Source organism: Helicobacter sp. 10-6591 (assembly GCF_003288805.1).
Classification (GTDB): Bacteria; Campylobacterota; Campylobacteria; order Campylobacterales; family Helicobacteraceae; genus Helicobacter_F.
In genome coordinates this window covers 16,353-37,325 of record NZ_NHYK01000008.1, presented here as the reverse complement: position 1 = coordinate 37,325, position 20,973 = coordinate 16,353, and the positions used below count along the sequence as shown (strand labels likewise).

23 protein-coding genes are annotated in these 20,973 nt (G+C 38.6%); 13 read left to right on the top strand and 10 right to left on the bottom strand.

Annotated elements, in window-relative coordinates:
- The first annotated feature begins 171 nt into the window (after positions 1–171).
- From CCY97_RS03850 to CCY97_RS03835, 4 genes are all read left to right on the top strand, one after another.
- Positions 172–822, top strand: coding sequence for an outer membrane beta-barrel protein (locus CCY97_RS03850; protein WP_112064174.1), 651 nt, complete (start codon positions 172–174; stop codon positions 820–822).
- 125 nt (positions 823–947) lie between these two features.
- The gene (locus tag CCY97_RS03845; protein ID WP_112064173.1) at positions 948–1,379 is read left to right on the top strand and encodes a hypothetical protein; all 432 of its coding nucleotides are present in this window, start codon (positions 948–950) and stop codon (positions 1,377–1,379) included.
- Positions 1,336–1,581 carry a hypothetical protein gene (locus tag CCY97_RS03840; RefSeq protein ID WP_112064172.1) on the top strand — a complete coding sequence of 82 codons (246 nt, stop codon included), beginning with the start codon at positions 1,336–1,338 and terminating at the stop codon, positions 1,579–1,581. The genes CCY97_RS03845 and CCY97_RS03840 overlap by 44 nt, the downstream gene beginning before the upstream one ends.
- Positions 1,582–1,728: 147 nt before the next feature.
- Positions 1,729–2,088 (top strand): YraN family protein, encoded by a 360-nt coding sequence (locus tag CCY97_RS03835; RefSeq protein WP_112064211.1) that lies wholly within the window; start codon positions 1,729–1,731, stop codon positions 2,086–2,088.
- Here CCY97_RS03835 and CCY97_RS03830 read toward each other — a convergent pair.
- Genes CCY97_RS03830 through rpmE form a run of 7 tightly spaced genes read right to left on the bottom strand, consistent with a single transcriptional unit; the run spans position 2,083 to position 8,200 of the window.
- Entirely contained in the window at positions 2,083–3,369 is a 1,287-nt protein-coding gene (locus CCY97_RS03830; protein ID WP_112064171.1) for a homoserine dehydrogenase, read from the bottom strand. The two genes, CCY97_RS03835 and CCY97_RS03830, sit on opposite strands and share 6 nt — an antisense overlap.
- Positions 3,370–3,373: 4 nt before the next feature.
- Complete coding sequence (locus tag CCY97_RS03825) at positions 3,374–4,582, bottom strand: LL-diaminopimelate aminotransferase (protein ID WP_112064170.1); 1,209 nt, start codon at positions 4,580–4,582, stop codon at positions 3,374–3,376.
- Positions 4,583–4,593: 11 nt separating this feature from the next.
- Complete coding sequence (locus tag CCY97_RS03820) at positions 4,594–5,397, bottom strand: hypothetical protein (RefSeq protein WP_112064169.1); 804 nt, start codon at positions 5,395–5,397, stop codon at positions 4,594–4,596.
- Positions 5,398–6,318 (bottom strand): hypothetical protein, encoded by a 921-nt coding sequence (locus CCY97_RS03815; RefSeq protein ID WP_112064168.1) that lies wholly within the window; start codon positions 6,316–6,318, stop codon positions 5,398–5,400.
- Positions 6,311–7,111 (bottom strand): RNA methyltransferase, encoded by an 801-nt coding sequence (locus tag CCY97_RS03810; protein ID WP_112064167.1) that lies wholly within the window; start codon positions 7,109–7,111, stop codon positions 6,311–6,313. Before CCY97_RS03810 ends, CCY97_RS03815 begins: the two co-directional genes overlap by 8 nt.
- 4 nt (positions 7,112–7,115) lie before the next feature.
- Positions 7,116–7,997: a 16S rRNA (cytidine(1402)-2'-O)-methyltransferase gene (gene rsmI / locus CCY97_RS03805; RefSeq protein ID WP_112064166.1), complete on the bottom strand. Its 882-nt coding sequence runs from the start codon at positions 7,995–7,997 to the stop codon at positions 7,116–7,118.
- Positions 7,997–8,200 carry a 50S ribosomal protein L31 gene (gene rpmE / locus CCY97_RS03800; protein WP_112064165.1) on the bottom strand — a complete coding sequence of 68 codons (204 nt, stop codon included), beginning with the start codon at positions 8,198–8,200 and terminating at the stop codon, positions 7,997–7,999. Before rpmE ends, rsmI begins: the two co-directional genes overlap by 1 nt.
- 178 nt (positions 8,201–8,378) lie before the next feature.
- Here rpmE and CCY97_RS03795 point away from each other — a divergent pair, with 178 nt between their 5' ends.
- Positions 8,379–9,053 (top strand): sulfite exporter TauE/SafE family protein, encoded by a 675-nt coding sequence (locus CCY97_RS03795; RefSeq protein WP_112064164.1) that lies wholly within the window; start codon positions 8,379–8,381, stop codon positions 9,051–9,053.
- Between the two features lie 9 nt (positions 9,054–9,062).
- Here CCY97_RS03795 and CCY97_RS03790 read toward each other — a convergent pair whose 3' ends face one another.
- From CCY97_RS03790 to pta, 3 genes are read right to left on the bottom strand one after another with little or no spacing between them, the layout of a single operon-like run.
- Complete coding sequence (locus tag CCY97_RS03790; protein ID WP_181562804.1) at positions 9,063–9,632, bottom strand: isochorismatase family protein; 570 nt, start codon at positions 9,630–9,632, stop codon at positions 9,063–9,065.
- Positions 9,633–9,676: 44 nt separating this feature from the next.
- Positions 9,677–10,882 carry an acetate kinase gene (locus tag CCY97_RS03785; protein ID WP_112064162.1) on the bottom strand — a complete coding sequence of 402 codons (1,206 nt, stop codon included), beginning with the start codon at positions 10,880–10,882 and terminating at the stop codon, positions 9,677–9,679.
- 55 nt (positions 10,883–10,937) lie between these two features.
- Complete coding sequence (gene pta / locus CCY97_RS03780) at positions 10,938–11,933, bottom strand: phosphate acetyltransferase (protein WP_112064161.1); 996 nt, start codon at positions 11,931–11,933, stop codon at positions 10,938–10,940.
- Positions 11,934–12,211: 278 nt separating this feature from the next.
- Between pta and CCY97_RS03770 the strand changes: the two genes are divergently transcribed.
- The 8 genes from CCY97_RS03770 to CCY97_RS03735 are packed head-to-tail and all read left to right on the top strand — an operon-like array spanning position 12,212 to position 20,969.
- Positions 12,212–13,396: a hydrogenase small subunit gene (locus CCY97_RS03770; RefSeq protein ID WP_112064159.1), complete on the top strand. Its 1,185-nt coding sequence runs from the start codon at positions 12,212–12,214 to the stop codon at positions 13,394–13,396.
- Positions 13,389–15,110: a nickel-dependent hydrogenase large subunit gene (locus tag CCY97_RS03765; protein WP_112064158.1), complete on the top strand. Its 1,722-nt coding sequence runs from the start codon at positions 13,389–13,391 to the stop codon at positions 15,108–15,110. Before CCY97_RS03770 ends, CCY97_RS03765 begins: the two co-directional genes overlap by 8 nt.
- An 11-nt stretch (positions 15,111–15,121) precedes the next feature.
- Positions 15,122–15,817 carry a Ni/Fe-hydrogenase, b-type cytochrome subunit gene (gene cybH / locus CCY97_RS03760; RefSeq protein ID WP_112064157.1) on the top strand — a complete coding sequence of 232 codons (696 nt, stop codon included), beginning with the start codon at positions 15,122–15,124 and terminating at the stop codon, positions 15,815–15,817.
- A gap of 34 nt (positions 15,818–15,851) precedes the next feature.
- Positions 15,852–16,406 (top strand): HyaD/HybD family hydrogenase maturation endopeptidase, encoded by a 555-nt coding sequence (locus tag CCY97_RS03755; protein ID WP_112064156.1) that lies wholly within the window; start codon positions 15,852–15,854, stop codon positions 16,404–16,406.
- Positions 16,366–17,853: a hypothetical protein gene (locus tag CCY97_RS03750; RefSeq protein WP_112064155.1), complete on the top strand. Its 1,488-nt coding sequence runs from the start codon at positions 16,366–16,368 to the stop codon at positions 17,851–17,853. Before CCY97_RS03755 ends, CCY97_RS03750 begins: the two co-directional genes overlap by 41 nt.
- Positions 17,840–20,071, top strand: coding sequence for a carbamoyltransferase HypF (hypF, locus tag CCY97_RS03745; RefSeq protein WP_258456959.1), 2,232 nt, complete (start codon positions 17,840–17,842; stop codon positions 20,069–20,071). Before CCY97_RS03750 ends, hypF begins: the two co-directional genes overlap by 14 nt.
- Positions 20,052–20,708: a hydrogenase nickel incorporation protein HypB gene (hypB, locus tag CCY97_RS03740; RefSeq protein WP_112064153.1), complete on the top strand. Its 657-nt coding sequence runs from the start codon at positions 20,052–20,054 to the stop codon at positions 20,706–20,708. Before hypF ends, hypB begins: the two co-directional genes overlap by 20 nt.
- Positions 20,709–20,717: 9 nt before the next feature.
- Positions 20,718–20,969: a HypC/HybG/HupF family hydrogenase formation chaperone gene (locus tag CCY97_RS03735; RefSeq protein WP_112064152.1), complete on the top strand. Its 252-nt coding sequence runs from the start codon at positions 20,718–20,720 to the stop codon at positions 20,967–20,969.
- Positions 20,970–20,973 lie beyond the last annotated feature (4 nt).

The following is a 20,973-nucleotide window of genomic DNA, read 5'->3' as shown; positions in this document are numbered from 1 at the left end:
ATCCATTTCCTAATAAGTTTTAATATTTTAACTCTCTTAAACTACCATACTTGCATATTTTTATTATTTATAAAAAATAAAAATTATTAATCAATAATTTTTATTTATTTAATAAGATTCATCCGTCTTGAAACATGACTTTCAGACACAACTTAATTATAAAGGACAACTATGCTTACAAACAAATCACTTCAGCAAATCTCTCTTGCAGGATTATTGCTAGCGACAAGCCTCTGTGCCAAGGATGGATTTTTTGTCGGTGGGGAGTTAGGTTTCGGATATGTGCAGAAATCTATCCCTAAAGGAAACACAGAATACAACTATGGTATAGATTATGGGGTACATTACGGAGCAAGAGCAGGCTATTTACACACTTTCTCTTATGATGATTCACTAAGAATCTACGCAAGCGCAGCACTAAGCAATCTTTTTCCTGTCACTGGAGCCCCAAGTTCTGAAGGATATAGTAAAAAAATAGGCTTTGGATACAAATACGATCTTAATGTCGATTACATATACAACTTGATAAAGTCTCAAGACACCCAAGCTGGTATTTATGGTGGGGTATTTGCAGGTTATTCTCAATGGGATGGGAGATATTACGATGCTAATGGCCAAGAAGTGAAATCCAAGCAAGAAATACGGAAAGGTCTAGGATACGGGCTTAATTTAGGTATGACGATAATAAGAGACAGCCACATTGTTGATTTTGGCATGAAGATTCCATTAGGAGGACCAAATATAAAGGTATCGAATGCTAATAACAGAGAAAAGAGCTGGAAAAATGGCAATGTAGGCTTTGCCTATTCATACCTATTTTAACTACTCTAGCGATATGACTCCTCATATCGTTGCCTCCAACTCCCCTTTGATAGATTTTCCTTAGATTCACTGAATTATTTCCTTTTTAACGTTGTTAAAATTTTGATGACAATCCAACCCTAGAAGTGGGTAATAAAGATAATAATAGTATTGTCAATGTTCCTAAGATAACAATAGAAGAAGGAGCTATTCTTAATAGAACGATTCAAAATGGAAAGCAAGGATGGAACATACTCTTTCGTGGTGGCTCTACAATAGAGAGCTTTGAAAATAATGGAACAATAAGCTCAAGCAATAATGCAGATACAGTCTATCTCTTTACAGATGAAAAAACAAAAAATGGGAATAGTAAAGGTGGACAAACTGTTGTGAGAAATTTCACTAACAAAGGGACTATAGAATCAAAAGATAACAATGCTGCTTTAAGACTCCAAGGTGCCAAGATTGAGACATTTAAAAATGAAAAGCTTATTTCAGCGACTGGAAATGCGGTTGCAATAAAGATTGAGAGAAATGGACAGAATAGTCCAAAATCTCACTATCAAAGAAGGTGCTAGAGTAGAAGGAGCAGATGGCAGTGGTTTGGTACTAGGTAAAGTGGAAGATAATAAAAAGAATAACAATGGACAAAAAGCTCAACAAAGCGATAATACAGATAAGTACCAACTCACAGGCAAGATTGAAATAAATGGTACTTTGAAAGGCACGAAAGCTGGGATTACAAACTACAGAGATATGGGAACAGAAGGTGGTATATAACATTTAACTACAATACTGCTTTTAACTCTAAGCTTACATAGCATACTGGTTATATGAAGTTGAATTTCATGTGGTAGGGGGGGGATTCAAAGAAAACAAAACAAGATATAGCATGAAAGACTGTATATGAGTATCATTCCTTACCAAATGTCAATGGAGTCTTCTGTGAGTCGTACTAAAGGAAGCAATGCGGAATCTCATGCTTGTGAATTCTTGCTTCACAAAGGGTTTGAGATAATTGAGCGGAACTTTTATACGCGCTACGGCGAGATAGATATTATTGCGCGTAAAGATAATGTATTGCATTTTATTGAAGTTAAGAGTGGCAGTAGCTTTGAACCAATCTATAATATCACCCCAGCCAAACTCACTAAACTCACTAAGAGTATAAAGATCTATCTTGCAAAAAACAAAACCAAATATGCCTTCTGTTTAGACGCACTTATCATACGCTATGAAAATGGCATACCTAAAGAATGTGAGCTTGTAGAAAACATCACATTATAGATCTTGTATTCGGATTTTGTAGGGCTTTTGGCTTACTATAGGCAGTGATTGTATTTCTTGTAAGGCTTTGTTGATGTCAGATTCTATGCTTGTGTGTGTGGAGATGAATAATTTCGCCATACCTTGTTCTGTATGCTCTTTTTGTAAAAGTGCTTGGATGGAAATGTTGTTGTCTCCCAGAATCTGTGTAATCTGACTTAAAACACCCGGCTTATCTTGCGTATAGAGACGGATGTAATAACGCGATCGGATCTTCTCAATACTCTTAAGAGTCAAATTCTTATCAAAGCTTCGCGAGAATCCAAGCATGCTTGAATGTGTATCACGCGCTATCTCAATCAAGTCTGCAATCACAGAGCTTGCAGTAGCATTTCCCCCCGCCCCAGCACCATAATACATACTCTCGCCCGCACAATCCCCTATCACACTCACGCCATTCATCACACCACCCACTTTGCTAATCATACAATCCTTTAGTATCAAGCTAGGATGGACGCGAAGTTCTAGCTCATTGTTGTCACTTTTTGCAATCCCTAAAAGCTTGATTGTATAGCCAAACTCGCGTGCAAACTCCATATCATCGGGTGTAATATCACTAATCCCCTCAATCAAAATATCTTCTGGCAATGCATTGATTCCATATGCAAGAGTGGCAAGGATAAGGAGTTTATGCCCTGCATCTAGCCCGTTAATATCAAGCGTAGGGTCAGATTCTGCGTAGCCTAGATTCTGTGCTTCAAGGAGTGCAGTATAGAAATCTTTATTGTGGTCAAACATTTGGGTTAAGATATAGTTGCTTGTGCCATTTAAGATTCCATAAATAGCTTGTATGTGGTTTGATGCTAGACAATCTCTTAGTGTCCTAACTATAGGAATCCCACCGCCAACGCTTGCTTCAAAGCCGATTGGCAATTCTTTGGCAATGCGTGCTAAATCATATCGGTGGTAGGCTAGCATCGCCTTGTTTGCAGTGATAAGAGCCTTATTGTTCTGCAAAGCTTTTTTGGCTATCTCGTAGGCAAACTCTACACCGCCAATAAGCTCAATGACCACATCAATATCCTTGTCATTTAATATGGAATCTATATCTGTATGGAATTTATCAGCCTCAAGAATACCTAGCTTCTGGGCCTTTGGAATGTCGCGCACTACTGCTTTTTTGATTACAAACTCTACCCCCGCACGCGCTCCAATAAGATCTTGGTTTTGCTTGAGTATTCTTATAACAGAGCTTCCTACTACACCCACACCAATGATGCCAATATATATCTTTCTCACCATACCCTCACTTGAACTGTTTTAGAAAATTTTTAAGGTTGCGCGCAGCTTGGCGGATTCTATTTTCATTTTCAATAAGAGCGATGCGCACATAGCCTTCGCCATGATGTCCAAATCCCACTCCCGGACTTACGGCAATCTTGGCTTCTTGTAAAAGTCTTTTTGAAAACTCTACACTCCCTAAATTCTCAGCGCATTCTGGGATTTTCGCCCATACAAACATGCTTGCTTGTGGCTTTTGTATTTCCCATCCGGCAGTTTTAAAAGACCTTATAAGCACTTCCATGCGCTTTTGGTATTTTGCTTTGATTTGCTGGACGCAATCTTGACTACCATTCAGAGCTATAGTGGAGGCAATCTGCATTGGAGTATAGATTCCATAATCAAGCCAGCTTTTGATTTTCTGCAATGCTTCTACCATCTTTGTATTCCCAACGACAAAGCCCACCCTCCAGCCTGCCATGTTATAAGTTTTACTCAATGTATAGCATTCTGCTGCTACATCTTGCGCTCCTTTGACTTGTAAAATACTCGGGGCTTTGTAGCCATGAAAACAAAGCTCTGCGTAGGCAATATCTGAAATAATGTAAAAACGCTCTTGCTTAGCTAAAGCAACAAGACGCTCATAAAAACTCAAAGAAACAACTGTTGTGGTTGGATTGTGAGGGAAGCCTACTACGACAAACTTCGGCTTTGGGGTAGATTCATGCAAGCTTGCAATGAGATTGTCAAAATAATGCGTTTCATCAAGCTCCATTTTGTCATTCCATTTGATTGGGAAACTCACAACATTTGCGCCATTAAGGATAAACGCATAGGAGTGGATAGGATATGCTGGCTCGGCCACTATAGCTGTATCTCCGGGATTTGTAATAGCTTGGATGAGGTGCGCATATCCTTCCTTGCTTCCCATAGTAACGCATGCTTGGGTATTTGGATCAAGTATAACGCCATAGGTGAGCTTATACCAATCACAAATTGCTAGACGCAGTTTGTATATCCCCTTGCTTACAGAATAGCCATGATTTTTGGGTTTCTGCGCTGCTTGACAAAGCTTGTCGATAATATGCTGCGGAGTAGGTCCATCAGGATTACCCATAGAGAAATCTATCACATCCTCATTGTTGTGTCGCATTTGGAGTTTGATTTCATTAATAGCTGCAAAGACATATTTTGGTAGTCGCTTTGTTTTTTCAAATTGTATTTCATCAAACATACTTGCCTCCCTTAATCAAACTCTATAGAGATTCCATTTTTGAGGTTAGCAGTGTTATTAAAATCTGTAATCATTATAAAGCTCACACCTTGGGGTATTTTAAGTGTAATAGAAGTCTTAGAATCTTTGCTCAAAAACGAATTGACAATGGCGAGATTTCTATCAAAAAACACTACTCGTGGATACCATTTTTGCGTATTTGATATTTTGAGTTTGCCTTGCTCTTGGAGATTAAGCCAATACTGACCTGATATGTCACGTAGACTGAGCGCCTCATTTAAGCTGATAGTGCGTGAATTTGGAATCTGCAGACTGCTGAGCTCAAGCAGGTATTCCCATTTTTGCAAACTATGACGGGTTACATCAATGCTTAGCAATCCTCGCTTTTCTAACTCTGAAAGGATAACCCATGGATCAGGTGCATGTTCTGTCACAAAGTGAAAGTCAATGCTGGAAATTCCATCATTGTAATCCGCTTTTTGCACATTAAAATAAGAATAGCCCATGCTCGAGAGAATGTCATTTATTGTGCGATTAAGAAGAATAGGGCTTGTACGGGCAGAAAAAATCAGACTTACTTCTTGTGGATTTTGGAATCTGAGATTGAGCAAGCCATTGTTTTTAAGGGTCTGAAATATTTGGGGCATACTGAGCTTGCCATCTGTATAAAAAAGATTTCTGTCTTGGAATATTTTGTTAATAAAATTTGCATTGATTTTGTAATTCCTCTCGCCAATGAGATTTTTGAGCTTTGAATCAAGTGCATCACCAAAGCAAAAGCAAAACAATGCACTTGCAAGCATCAAGAATCTCATCTAATTGCCCCATTGATCTATTGGATAGAGCTGCTTGTATGTGGAGTAATTTATCTCTTTTAATTGTTGGCCATCAAAATAGAAGCGCACAAAACTGTTTATCTTATGAGGGAAAGTCTCATCATTAAGAATCGAAGTGAAATCATTGTGTCCAAACACAACTATCAATGGCTTATCCAAAGTGATTTCATAGGTTTGCGTGATATTAAGCTGGGTTGTTTTTTGAGTCTGTACTTCAATTATCCCTATCCAAAGCTCAGATTTTGGGACAATAGCAAGCCGAGGGGCTTGTGAGAGTGGAGAATGCGTATCTAGCGTTCCATCTTGTAGAGATTGTTTATCTTGTATGTAATCTTTCAAATCCATTTCAAGAGAATCTGTCATAAATTCTACTGGCAAAGACTGTGTGGAATGAGAATAATCTGTTGGCATGGTAGTTTCAGCAAAAAATACGCGATAAGCTAAATATCCAGCACAACAAAGCGCAAGGAGAATAAGCAAAGCAAATGGCAGAGGATTGTTGCTAGCTTTTTTGGCTTTGATGCTCTTATTATAGGGTTCTGTAATCTGTGGGCTATCTACAAGTTCCCTGGGGTTAGTATTCTGTCTGTTGTATTCGTTTATATGCGTGCGTAGGTCAATCTCTGCTATAGGGGATTGTGAAGTGGTGGGAGGAGGTGTATGAGAAATTTCTTTGTTATGGAAGATTGCATATTCGTTCAACCAACTTGATAGATTGAGATTGTATTCTCTCTCTAAGATATTGATAAAACCTTTAGCGCGGGTTTTGTCAATCTTGTCAAAACGTTTTTCTAAAATATCTTCTATTTTATTGGTTGTGAGCTTGGTGGTTTTGTTGATTTCTTTTGTGCCAATTCCTTTAAGGTATGCTAATTGTTCCTCTAAAGTTCCCTTATTCATTCTGTCCCCTATTAAGCAATCTATCTAAAAATATTACTGTGGCATGTGCGACATTGAGTGAGTCAAAATCGCGTCGCATAGGAATACACAAGGTTATATCCATCTTTTTGAGAATCTTTGGTTGCAGACCTTGGCCCTCACTCCCAAGAAACAGTATCCATTTTTCTGGAAATTCCCCAACAAAGCCTGCTGGCTTGCTATTTGTCTGGCTGATTCTATCGATTTTTTTAAAGTTTTTTGGCATTTGCGGGGAATTTTGCTGTGATTTTGACAAGAAACTCGTGATGTTTTCTCCTGCAGAATCTGCGCCAATAAACACAAAGCCTGCCATTTTGAGTTCATTGAGAACCTCTAGGGTATGGGTGATATTGCAAAATGGCATATCAAGTGCCGCTCCAGCGCTTGCTCTTAGCATACCTTCTATGCCGCTTTTGCTTAATGTGTAATCGCATACAAGCACGCCTCCAGCACCAAGACAATAAGCACTACGCATGATAGACCCAAGATTGCCTATATCACTCACTCCACAAAGTGCTAGCAGAGGGCTTTGGTGTTTGATCGTTGCTAGGTCTAAAGGTTTTATATCTCGTATTTGTGCAAAGATTCCCTGATGGTTACGACCATGAGCTAGAGCTTGGGCTTTTTTGGAATCCAATACCGAAATAGGTTTTTGGTATTTTTTCAGCGATACAAACAGATTCTTTGGCAGTTCTTTGGCGATGAAAATTTTCTCAATCTGATTAATATGCCTCTCTAAGGCATACAATACGGGTTGCTTGCCATAGATTACCATAGGTCTATACTGTGTGAAACAAAAGCTCTTCGTAACATTGTTTGATTGGCTTTTGGGTAATTTTTGCTAGAAGTTTTGCTTTGAGTTTTGGTGCAAGTGGTAGAGCTATAATGTCTTCTACCCCTATGGAATTGCATCCATTTTGGAACTCTTGTGCTCCTTGCCTATTCTCTACACATAACACCCATTCCCCACAAATCCTATCGCCTTGCAATTGCACAATAATCTCTGTCGCACTTCCAAAATATCGCTTTTGATGAATCTTACTTATCTCTTTACATGCACATATATAAGCATCTGGCAAGGTGGATTCCATATCTTTGAGAGTTTGTAAAAGACGATGAGGACTTTCATACCAAATACAAGGAAAACCCAATTTTGTATAAAAACTCAGGGTTTGTTTGCGGTCGGTTTGCTTATGTGGCAAAAAACCACCAAAAAAGAATCTGCTTGATTCTATCCCACTTGCAGCAAAGCAAACATTTAGCGCGCTTATACCTGGTAAAACATCATATTCTATGCCATGTCTTATACAGTAAGATACAAGTATCGCACCCGGATCACTGATACAGGGCATACCAGCATCACTTATATAAATAACATCTTGAGTAAAAAAGTCTTTTCGGATATCACGTAAAAACTTTTCTTGGTTATGAGAATGGAAAGCAAGGAAAGATTTCTGTTTGAAGCGTTGGATGTGTTCATCTTTTGTGAAATAACAAGATGACAATGAATTAAAAAGCTCTTTGTCTATCAAAAGAAAATAGAGCTTTTTAGCAACTCGCGTATCTTCACAAAGAATAACCTGCGCCCTAAAGATAGTCTCTAAACCCCGTAAAGTAATATCATTGAGATTACCAAGAGGCGTGGAGACAAGAGTAAGCACTATTTTAGATTATATTTCTGTCGGAATTTCTCCACCCTACCAGTCGTATCAGCAATCTTGTCGCTACCTGTATAGAAAGGATGACAAAAACTTGAGATATCAATACGCAAAGTGGGTTTTGTGCTGAGCACCTCGATTTCGTTGCCACTTGTTACACAAGTAACTTTGCAGGGGACATACTGGGGATGGATTCCTTTTTTCATAACGATTCCTTTAAACTATTTTTTAAGATAAGCTAGAGGCTTCACATATAACCTCAATATATGCACTCTCGAGCGGGGCGCGATTGTAACCGATATTAAATTAAAAAGAGTTTAAGCTAAATTGCTGAGAAAATCTAAAAATCACTAAGATTGTAGAACTGAGTAGAGGATAAAAATTATGATTGAGTATTTGAGTGTCTTTGGTATTGCCTTTTTTGCTGCACTTAGCCATTGTGTAGGAATGTGTGGGGGGCTGATTGTCGCTTATAGTAGTTCTAAACTTGCTCATACTTCACACTCCAAGGCTGTATTGGCACATCTGCTTTATATCTTTGGGCGGATTTTTACCTATGTGATTTTGGGTGGTATGATTGGCTGGAGTGGGAGTATTTTTGAACAAAATGCATTAACAAAAGCAGTGATGCTTATTACGGTCAATATATTCTTGCTTATTTTTGGACTAGCTTTTTTGATCACTCCAAAATTTGCACGCAAATTAGAATTACGACTGGATTCTCATTCGTGTTTATTTGCTTATGTATCAAAAGCCTTTAATGCACTGTTGCGCAGCCAAAGCCTTGCTTCCTTTCTATTGCTTGGTATGTTAAATGGAATCTTGCCTTGCGGTATTGTGTATTATTTTTTGCTGACTGCATTAGCTACCCAAAGTGCTTTAGAAGGGGCGTTGGTTATGGGGGTTTTTGGCGTTGGTACGCTTGTAGTTATGCTGCCTTTTAGTTTTTTTACATCGCTTTTTATGCAGTCATTCAGGCACAGACAGAAGATATTTCGTATGCTTTGTGGAATCTGTATGATTGGCTTTAGTGCATTTAATCTATCCAAGTTTCTTTGAGAATGTGGCTTATTTAATAAGATTACTCAAAGCTTTGAAGTTTGTATCTTTAGAATCCACAATGCTTCCAAAAACCACAGATTCTGTATTGGTAATCTTAGCGCCAAGTTGGCTCATAAGACTCTTGGCATTCAAGCAGTTTGCTTCGTTTCTTGAGCTTACACAATCTCCCACTATCCAAACATCATACCCGCACTCTAAGGCATGCAGCACGCTTTGAAAAATACACACATGAGCTTCAATCCCAAAAAATATAAGCTTTTGGATTCCATTCTTTTTATGCTCATTTAAAGCAAGTGTGATTTCTTTGTCGTTAAAGATGCTAAAAGTTGTTTTTTCAAAAAACTGCACTTGATGAGAATCTAAAGATTCTAAGCTATCTAAAAGCTTCTTGTCTGTCTTGCCTAAACCTTTAATGTACTGCTCGCTGACTAAGATCTTACTTCCTAAGATATGTGCGCTATTGATAAGTATCTGAGAATTTTTCAAGACACCTTCAGAATCAGCCATAGCACCTATGAGCCGCTCTTGTATATCAACGCATATAAAAAGCGTATTTGAAAATATTGGTGTATGCATTTGGTTTCCTAATTTATTTTTTTGTTTGTTTGCAACAATCAAAGCTAGTCTTTTAGTTGTCCAACTATTGCTGCTGTATCTCTTGCGATAACCAACTCCTCGTTTGTAGGCACAACGCATACCTTGACTTTAGAATCAGGAGTTGAAATCACGACTTCCTGTCCGCAAGTATTGTTTGCTTCTGTATCGAGCTTCACACCTAAAAAGTCTAGATGCTCAACAATCATGCCGCGTATAAATTTCGCATTCTCACCTACACCGCCACAGAAACTAACCGCATCTACACCAATAAGCACTGCACAATATGAACCTATATATTTCACTACGCGATATGCAAACGCTGCTCTCGCAAGTTTTGCGCGTTCATTGCCTTTCAAATCTGCATCAAGTAAATCCCTAAAATCACTTGAAACACCAGAAATGCCAAGCACACCAGATTTTTTATTCAAGGTATTCACAATTGCTTTGATATCTAACCCTTCTCTATCAGCAATATAGTCCAAAATAGCTGGGTCTAAATCTCCGCTCCTTGTACCCATAATAAGTCCCTCTAATGGCGTCAAACCCATGCTTGTATCTATAGATTTACCATTCTTAATTGCTGAGATTGAGGAACCATTACCAAGATGGCAAACTATGATTTTAGAGTTGGACAAATCCAGATTAAGAAATTTTGCTGTGCGCTGGGAGACATACTTATGGCTTGTGCCATGGAATCCGTATCTGCGAACTTTGTGTTTCTCATACCATTCATAAGGCACGCCGTACATATAAGCTTTTGGAGGCATACTTTGATGGAATGCCGTATCAAAGACCGCCACCATTGGTTTGCTCGGCATAAGTTCTTGTATAGCTTTGATTCCCATGATATGCGCTGGATTATGCAAGGGCGCAAGAACTGCACAATTTTGTATATGTGCTATGACCTCATCATCAATAAGTACAGATTCTTTAAAGTATTCACCTCCATGCACTACTCTATGTCCTGTGGCAGTAATATCATCGAGTGACTTGACAGCGCCATATTGATGGTGTGTCAGCATATCTAATACAAGCGAAACCGCCATTGAGTGATTAGGAATCTCTATTTCTTGGGTAGTTTTATTGCCATCTCTACCTTTGTAGTGCAGCACACTGCCTGCAATTCCTATCCTATCACAAAGCCCAGAGGCTAAAATCCCTTCCGTAACTGTGTCAATAAGCTGAAATTTCAAAGAAGAACTTCCACAATTAATTACTAAAACATTCATATTCACTCCTTAAATAAATTTAATTTTTGGATTATTTAACTCTACGCTTGACACATTACACATCCGCTTGCAAGGCAGTAATCGCCACCACACCCACTATATCCTCAGCACTACAACCACGCGATAGATCATTGATAGGTGCAGCCATACCTTGCGTGATAGGACCATATGCCTGTGCTTTTGCAAGACGTTCCACAAGCTTGTAGCCAATATTCCCAGAATCCAAATCTGGAAAAACCAACACATTTGCTTTGCCTGCTATCTTTGACCCCTTAGCCTTAGATGCACCAATGCTAGGTACAATGGCTGCATCAAGTTGGAATTCCCCATCGATTGCTATATCTGGTGCTAAAGTTTTAGCGATTTGTGTCGCTCGGGTAACTTTCTCTACATCTGCATGCGCTGCACTACCATAAGTAGAATGGCTTAACATAGCGACATTTGGAGTAGCGCCTAAAAGGGAAGTGAAACTCTTCGCAGAACTGATAGCTATATGAGCAAGTTCTTCGCTATTTGGATTTTGATTCAATCCGCAATCTGCAAATATAAAACTGCCGTTGTAGCCATACTCACAATTTGGAACGACCATAATAAAAAAGCTTGAAACAAGCATTGAATCCTTGGCTTTACCAACAATTTGCAAAGCTGCTCGCAAAACATCAGAAGTCGAGTTGATCGCACCAGCAACCATACCATGAGCACGATTCGATTTTACAAGTGCTACCCCGAAATACAAAGGATTCTCTAAAAGCTCTCTTGCTTTGGCTTCATTCATACCTTTATGACCACGAAGGCTTACAAAAAGTGATGCAAACTCTTTTAGCAGACTCTCATTGTGATTATCTACAAATTCTGCAGCACTCAGATTTAATCCAAGAGTATTTGCTCGAGATTCCAACTCCTCTTGTTTGCCCACCAAAATGATATGTGCAAAACCTTCTTGTAAAATAATATGTGCTGCTTGCAATGTACGATCATCGATTGTCTCAGGCAAAACAATAGTTTTTTTTATTGCTCTAGCCTTTGATTTGAAAGCCTCTAAAATTCCCATGATTTACTCCTTTAGCTAAATTTATATGTTATGACCATGAAACTTATAGTCATTCAGTTTTTATCGTAATATTTAATTTCCAACATCATGTTATATAAAAGGTAAAAATAAATTTGCATTGTTTCAATTTTGGAATCTCTAATAAATGATTTTTGTGGATTTGGAGTATTTGTGAATATTTTCTAATAGAATACCCCTCGCTATTCAAAAGGTACATAAAAAATTTACTTTTTTGGAGATAGAATCCAAATATTTTCTTAATGAGGAGGGAGTTTAAGATGAGTAACCACAAAGAAACCAAATTAGTAGAGGACATCAACAGACGACTTGATGAACTTGCTAAAATGCCTAAAGTCCGAGAAGATAGCTCTATAATGCAAACATTACAAGAGCACGGCTTCACTCGTAGAGATTTTATGAAGTGGGCTGGTGGTATGGCTGCAATGCTTTCTTTGCCATCAGTCTTTATTCCAAGCATTGCTAGGGCTGCAGAAATGGCTGATAGATTACCTCTCGTATGGCTACATATGGCGGAATGTACGGGCTGTAGTGAAAGTTTGTTACGCACAGATACTCCAACGATTGATAGTCTGATTTTTGATCACATAAGTTTGGAATATCATGAGACTGTGATGGCTGCTTCAGGTTGGCAAGCAGATGAAAATCTGGAACATGCAATAGAAAAATACAAAGGCAGATATGTACTGTTAGTAGAAGGAGGGATCCCAGATGGAAGTAGCTCATATTTTCTTACTATTGGTGCACATGGCAAAACAGGTAGAGAAATTGCTATCCATGCAAGTGACAATGCGTATGCAATTTTTGCTATTGGAACTTGCTCAAGTTTTGGTGGAATCCAAGCAGCTGCGCCAAATCCAACAAATGCGCAACCATTACATAAAATTACTAATAAACGCGTTATTAATGTCCCTGGTTGCCCACCGAGCGAAAAAAATATTGTAGGAAATGTATTGAATGTCTTATTATTTAATGCCTTACCTGCAGTTGATGTTTATAATCGTCCAAAGTGGGCTTATGGTCTAAGAATCCACGATTTATGCGAAAGAAGAGGACATTTTGATGCAGGTGAATTTGTCCAAGAATTTGGTGATGAAGGTGCAAAAAAAGGCTATTGTCTCTATAAGGTTGGGTGCAAAGGACCTTATACATTCAATAATTGCGGTAGGGAACGTTTTAACTCTCATACAAGCTGGCCTATACAGGCAGGGCATGGATGTATAGGTTGCAGTGAGCCAAATTTCTGGGATACGATGAAAACATTTGAGGAACCTTTGGGCGATAGACATTTTCAGAGTGTTTTTAGTGGGCTTGGTGCTGATGCAATCACAGATAAAATAGGCATAGGTGTCTTGGCGCTTACAGGTGTTGGAATCGCAGCACACGCATTACTTTCTGGTGTAGCTGCTAAGGAAGATTCGCATAAAGGAGCAAGCAATGAGTAATCAAAGAATAATAGTCGATCCAATAACTCGTATCGAAGGTCATTTAAGAGTTGAGGTTGTTGTCGATGAAAAAAACATTGTCAAAGAAGCTTATACAGGATCAACCTTATGGCGAGGTATAGAGACAATCGTAAAAGGACGTGATCCACGAGATGCTGGTTTTTTAACGCAACGAATCTGTGGTGTTTGCACGTTTTCACACTATCGTGCAGGAGTTGAAGCTGTAGAAAATGCACTTGGTATTACCCCTCCTCTTAATGCGGTTCTTACACGTACCCTTATGAATGCAACGCTCTTCCTTCATGATCATATTGTGCATTTTTATCAACTACATGCGCTTGACTTTGTAGATATTATGAGTGCGTTGAAAGCCGATCCAAAAAAGGCGAGTGATGAAGCATTTAAATGGTGTGATTATCCATATGCTTGTGGATCAGACCAGCTTAAACTTGTGCAAGCAAAGATTGCAAATTTTGCCAAAAAAGGCTCGCTTGGACCATTTGCTAATGCTTATTGGGGGCATTCTACCTATCGCTTTACTCCTGAACAGAATCTTATCGCTCTTAGTCATTATCTTGAATGCTTGCGTTTGCAACGTGTCATTGCACAAGCTATGGCCGTCTTTGGCGCTAAGCAACCCCATCCACAAAGCCTAACAGTTGGTGGCGTGACCTGTATTATGGATTTACAAGATCCTGCACGTTTTGGAGAGTATATGGTGAAGTTAGAGGAAACAGCGGATTTTGTTAATCGTGCATATTATCCCGATCTTCTTATGGCAGGAACTGCATATTCTAAAGAAGCAAGCGTCTTAAATGATGTAGGAGTAGCAAATCTTATCACTTACAAAGATTTCCAAATTGGAGCAAACGAATTTCTTTTTGACGGTGGCTATATCCTTAATGGCGATATATCTAAAGTGTATGAAGTTGATGAAGCTCTTATTACTGAGGAGGCTACAAGCTCTTGGTATAAGGATAACGGTCCATTGCATCCTTATGATGGAAAAACAGAGCCAAATTATACAGGTCTAAGAGAGATGCAGACATTGAATGCACAGGGTAAGATGGAATCAAGCAAGGCTTTTGATACTGCGGGCAAATACAGCTGGATAAAATCTCCTAGATACAACAGCACACCTATGCAAGTAGGACCTCTTGCAAATGTCGTCGTCAATTACGCAAAAGGCAATCCTACTGTTGTTCATGTAGTAGATACATTCTTAAAAAGAACAGGTCTGCCTCTCACTGCAGTTTTCTCTACACTTGGCAGAACTGCAGCACGCATGATAGAAGCTAAGATCATCTCAGACAATACAATGAAGGCATTCAATGCGCTCATAGAAAACTTAAAAATCGAAGACACTACATGCTCACGGTATGTCATTGACTCGAAGAAAAGTTACAAAGGCAGATTCATTGGTAATGCTCCTAGAGGCTTATTGAGTCATTGGTGTAGGATTGAAAACGGTGTGATAGCAAACTGGCAGGCTGTAGTGCCTTCTACTTGGAATGCAAGTCCAAAAGATTCTAAAAGACAAATGGGAAGTTATGAAGCTTGTCTTATTGGGCTAAAGATTGCTGATTTAAAACAGCCACTAGAAATTATCCGCAAAATCCACTCTTATGATCCATGTATAGCCTGCGCAGTACATGTTATGGATACAAGAGGAAACGAACTAAGTAGCTACAAGATTAATCCAAGCCTCATTTAAGGATGGTCACTATGAATAAAACAAGCAAAAAAGAGAATCTTGAACGCGAAGCATTTTACGAATTTTCTGTAGGCATAAGAATTACACATTGGATTAGGGCTATTGCTATTGTAGTGCTTATCGTGAGTGGATTTTATATCGCGTATGTGTTTGTTAGTCCAGTTATTACTTCTGAGCCTACAAATTTTATGAATGCTAAATGGCGTGCCACCCATCAAATAGCTGGTTTTGTACTGATTGGTTGTTTTCTTTTTAAAACTTACCTCTTTTTCTTTGACAGACAGAGTCATTTGGAACGGATAAGTTTTAAAGACGCATTGAACTTCTCAATTCTTAGAGATCAGTTGAAATACTATCTTCTGCTAAGCCCTAAACATCCTCATTTAAAAGGTGTGTATAATCCATTGCAGCTTTTTTCGTACATAATGTTTTATATCGCACTTTTTGTGATTGTTCTTACTGGTTTGGTGCTTTATGCTCATGTCTATCATGAAGGGCTTGGTGGGCTATTATATACGCCTATGCGTGTAGTAGAGCATTGGTGTGGGGGATTGGCAAATGTACGTATAATCCATCATATTGCAATGTGGGTTATTATCGTATTTGTATGTACGCATGTGTATATGGCAATTTACAATGCAGTACGCGGAAAAGATGGTACGATTGATACTATTGTTAGTGGATACAAATTCAACAGAAAGTCGTAATTATCTTACCAACACAATAAGGTTTTAGGGAATTATGAGAATCTTGGTGCTTGGTATTGGGAATGTACTTTTTGGTGATGAAGGCGTCGGGGTGCATTTCATCAATGCCTATAAAAAATGCTACAAAACCACATCTGAAATACACAGTGTTGATTTTATTGATGGCGGGACATTAGCCAATAATCTGAGTGGATTGATCGCAGAATATGATTATGCAATCATTGTTGATTGTATAGCAGCAGATGATTCTGAGGTTGGCGATGTGTATTTTTTTGATTTCGAAGCTATGCCTAAGTCTATCAGTTGGTCTGGAAGTGCTCATGAAATAGAAATGCTACAAACCCTAGAAATGATGGATTTACTAGGTGATCGTCCAAAAACAAAAATCTTAGCAATTGTACCAAAACGCATTGAGCCTATGACTTTTCAACTAAGCAGGGAATTGATCGAGGGTGTAAAAATTATGGAAAAAACTCTCACAAAGCATCTACAAGAACTTGGAATAGAATGCAAGAAAAAATCAGAATTTGATATACAAGAGGCAGCAAGTGGATGGAAAAAACAACGATTCATTGACACTCCGATTTAGTTTTGAATGCATTTTTTACGACAATATTGAAGTTTTTATCCATCATTTCGCCAAAAACTCTACTCTGGAATATAGTGTCATCAAACAACAGCAATCACTTGATCTCTATATACAAGGTAGCAAAAAGCAACTAGAAGATTTCAGTGACACAATAGCTAAAATGCCCCACTCGCTTTTTTTAAAAAACTTCGAAGTCGAGTTAGCGGATTTTCCAGAGACAGCAAACACTACAAAAGCAAATTATTCGCTTCCACAAAAACTTTGCTCTTTTCTCACGCCACTGAGCCTTGAATCTTCATGCAATGAATTTGGTATGATACCTGATATAAATCTAGCCCAACATATAGCAAAAGAACTTCTAGATTCTAAAGCAGTAGTATTCCAAGACTATACACTGGAGATATTTAAAGATTTTACCTGTGATTTTATCTTGCCTACACATCTTAATGCGTTGCCAAAGATCTTTGTTTGTGATGAGCAAAGTTTGCTTATGCTTAGCAGCTTTGAGAAACCAATTTGTCCATTGCGAATAAATGCAATCTATAAGAATGCCAATCCCTCCACACCAAGCTTTTTTGACATACGAGCTTGCTTTGATATAACACTCTATCATACCTGCAAGATTCTGCAAGAAAATGGAATAAATTTCTTAAGTGTCAAGTCAAAATGCCAAGATTTGAGAATCCAGCCACTTGATTATGGTTTTGTCATCACACAAGGTTTAGATTCTTTAGAAGCACCAACACACAAATTATTAGAATCTCTAGACTCCCATCTTAAGAAAAATACCGCACTTCTAAGCCTTATAAAATCTGAGATTCTCTTGCCTAAACAAGAATTCTATGCACATGCATTTTTTAGTACAAAGACAAAAGATTATCTGATTGCACACAAAGATGACAAAGACTTTTTGCTTCTGAAAGTCCCGCTTCCAAGAAGCTATGAGGAAATCTATGAAGCACTCGCAAAACAAGATGGTGGAGAGAGACTTCTTGCAAACTACCAAAAAGTATTCAAACTCCCTACTGGCTTGATTGAGATAGAAGATAATTTCTATTCGCTCTTCCATATTATCAGCAAGCTTTTGGATTTCCAAACAGATTTTTGGGAGAGGGCAAACGATTATGCAACCTTCAAAGGTGCAAAAGGCGTGCGGATAGACTTCAAGCTCATCAATACAAATGAATTTGATCACATAAAGTGCATACGTTCTGCCTTAAGTTTCAAGCTCGCAGGTGCAAGCGAAGGCAATATAGCTTTTGGCTGTGTGGAGAGTCTCGCTCTATTTTTGAGCGACTTTAGTGATAAATTACAGAGTGAATACGACAGTGACATCCTCATTCTATATGGTGCCCTGTTTGGCAATCCATCTCTTGCAAATCTTGCACTCAAACACTCAAAGGGTTTTGCGAAATTGAGCCAAAGGTATGTGCTTGAGCTCTTTTAGATTCACAATACATGGGCTTGTGCAGGGTGTAGGTATGCGTCCATTTCTTTATAATGCTGCTTGTGAATTCCGACTCAAAGGCTGTGTGTATAACACATCTTTTGGTGTCGAGTTAGAGCTAAGTGCAAAAGAGAGTGTATGCGATGAGTTTATAAACTTTGTACGGGCAAATCTCCCACCCTTAGCGCGTATAGATTCTATTACCAAGCAAAAAATCCCACAAAAACACACAAAATTTCAAATCCTTAGTTCCAAAGATTCTATAAAGTCTGCTCCGATTCTCTCAGATTTTGGAATCTGTGAGGACTGCAAACGCGAATTTTATGACAAGCTCAACAGACGCCATTTGCATCTTTTTATAAATTGCACAAATTGTGGACCAAGATACTCTATTATCCACTCTCTCCCTTATGATAGAGCTCATACTTCCATGGATGCATTCCATATGTGCAAAGACTGCCATAGCGAATATACAGATCCAAAAGACAGACGCTACCATGCCCAGCCTATTAGCTGCAAAGCCTGTGGGCCACGCGCAATATTACGCAATACTCAAGGTGAGATTTTGAGCTACGATTTAGAATCTATCAAAGAAGTCGCGCTCGCATTGCAGAATGGCCAAATAGTAGCTTTCAAAGGTATTGGTGGATTCCATCTCATATGCAATGCTTTGAATGAAAAAGCCTTACAAGATTTACGCACCAAAAAACATCGCCCACATAAGCCGCTAGCTATTATGTGTAAAGACTTAGAGCAAGCCAAAGAATTTGCACATATCAATGATAGAGAATCTACTCTTTTACAATCGCTGGGCAAGCCAATCGTACTGCTAGATAAAAAGGAAAACACAGCGTTTGCACCAAGTATTGCGCCACAAACAAATAAGATTGGTATATTCTTAGCCCCCAGCGCATTACATTTAGCGCTTTTTGAATATATCACTTTTCCTATTGTCGCCACAAGTGCAAATATAAGTGGTGAGCCGATTATTAAAGACTACAAAAACCTTGAGAGATTAAACGTGCATAATCTAGTGCTTGATTATGACAGAGAGATTTTGAATGCAAGCGATGAAAGCGTGGCATTCGTACTCCAACAGCAGCCAGTATGGCTACGCACCTCAAGAGGACTTAAGCCCTCTAGCAAAATGATGCTTGATACGCATTCTGATACCTTACTCAAAGGTTCTTTCCTAGCACTTGGAAGTGAGCTCAAAAATTCTTTTGCCATCTACCACAATGGACTTTTGATAAATTCGCCATTTATTGGGGATATCAAAAATCCTGCAACAAAACAGCGTTTTTTTTCTACCTTAGAAATGTTTGTCAAAAGTTATGGAATCAAAGATTTTGATTTTGTATTGGCTGATTTGCATCCACATTTTTTGCATACCAAACATTTCCAAAAGCAAGGTGCAAGAGTCATAAAGATCCAACACCATTACGCTCATATCCTAAGTGTTATGAGCGAGCATAAGTTGGATTGCAAGGTGTTGGGCTTTAGCTTTGATGGCACGGGATATGGCGTGGATTCTAAAATTTGGGGTGGTGAGATTCTCTTGTGTGATAGAGAGAATTTCACACGTTTAGGACACTTTGATGAGTTTAAGCTCATTGGTAATACATCTGGCAATCTCTCATATCTGACTTGGAGTATCTTGCATAAATACAATCTCAATGCACCCAAATTCCTAGAAAACTTCAACCATAACAAACTCACAAATCTCAAACAAGCCTATGAAAATTCGCGTATTTTCACAAGCTCGCTTGGCAGAATCTTTGATGCGCTTTCATCTTTGGTATGCCACATCAAATACACGAGTTTCGAAGCCCAAGCAGCAATACTTTTAGAATCACTTTATGATGCAAATCTTGATACAGAATACGACTTGCCATTTGAAAATGGAATTATCAATTATAAAGAAGTATTTAGACATGCACTCACAGATAGTCCTACGAGAGTCGCAACAGGCTTCATCAATGCACTTGCACGACTTATTGTAAAAACAGCCAAAATATACAATCTGCCTGTTGTGTTATCTGGAGGTGTATTCCAAAACAAGGCCCTCCTTGATCGCACAATTTTTTTGTTACAAGATTCTCAAATCCAGTACTACCTACCACGAGATACTCCATCAAATGATAGTAGTATTGCACTAGGGCAGGCATACTATGGAATCCAACTTTTAAGGAGAGACTATGCAGACAACAATAGTTGAAGTTTTTGACAAAATTCTTGCAAACAACGACAAAGAAGCACAAACAAACAGAGAGTTTTTAAATAAACATAATATTTTGTGTATTAACCTTATGAGCTCCCCGGGTAGTGGGAAAACTACGCTTTTAGAATCTACAATCAAGACAGGAAAATTTCGCCTTGCCGTGGTTGAGGGGGATTTAGAAACCAACAATGATGCAAATCGCATCATTACAGCAGGAGCACAAGCATACCAAATTACCACAGGACAGACTTGTCATCTTGATGCGCTTGAGGTAAGAAGAGGCTTAGAAAATTTATCACTCCAAGAGGTGGATTTTGTATTTGTCGAAAATATAGGCAATCTTGTGTGTCCTGCAAGCTATGATGTTGGTGCGCATATTAATGTCGTGCTTTTAAGCGTGGTTGAAGGAAGCGACAAGATAGCAAAATACCCTGTGATGTTCAAACGAGCTGATGCAGTGGTGATTACTAAAAGCGGACTTTTGGAGCATTTTGATTTTGATATAGAGCAAGCGAAGAGAGATTGCAAAGAGTTAAATCCGAATGTAGAGTTCCTTGTGCTAGATTCTAAAACACAGCAGGGTTTCCAGTCTTGGCTGACGTTTTTAGAATCCACACTGAAATCTCACAAGTAAGGAGCAATAATGTGCCTTAGCATACCATCTAAAGTACTAGAGATTGATGAAAATAATTTTGCAATTGTGGAGACACTAGGCGTAAAACGTGGGGTAAGTCTTGATCTTATTAGTGAGCCCGTAAATGTAGGAGATTATGTCCTTATACATGTAGGTTTTGCGATGGAAAAAATTGACACACAATATGCCAAAGAATGCTTAGAGGTATATCAAAAGATCGCTGATGATATGAAATCTGGTGTGATTCCATATGACGCATAAGGCA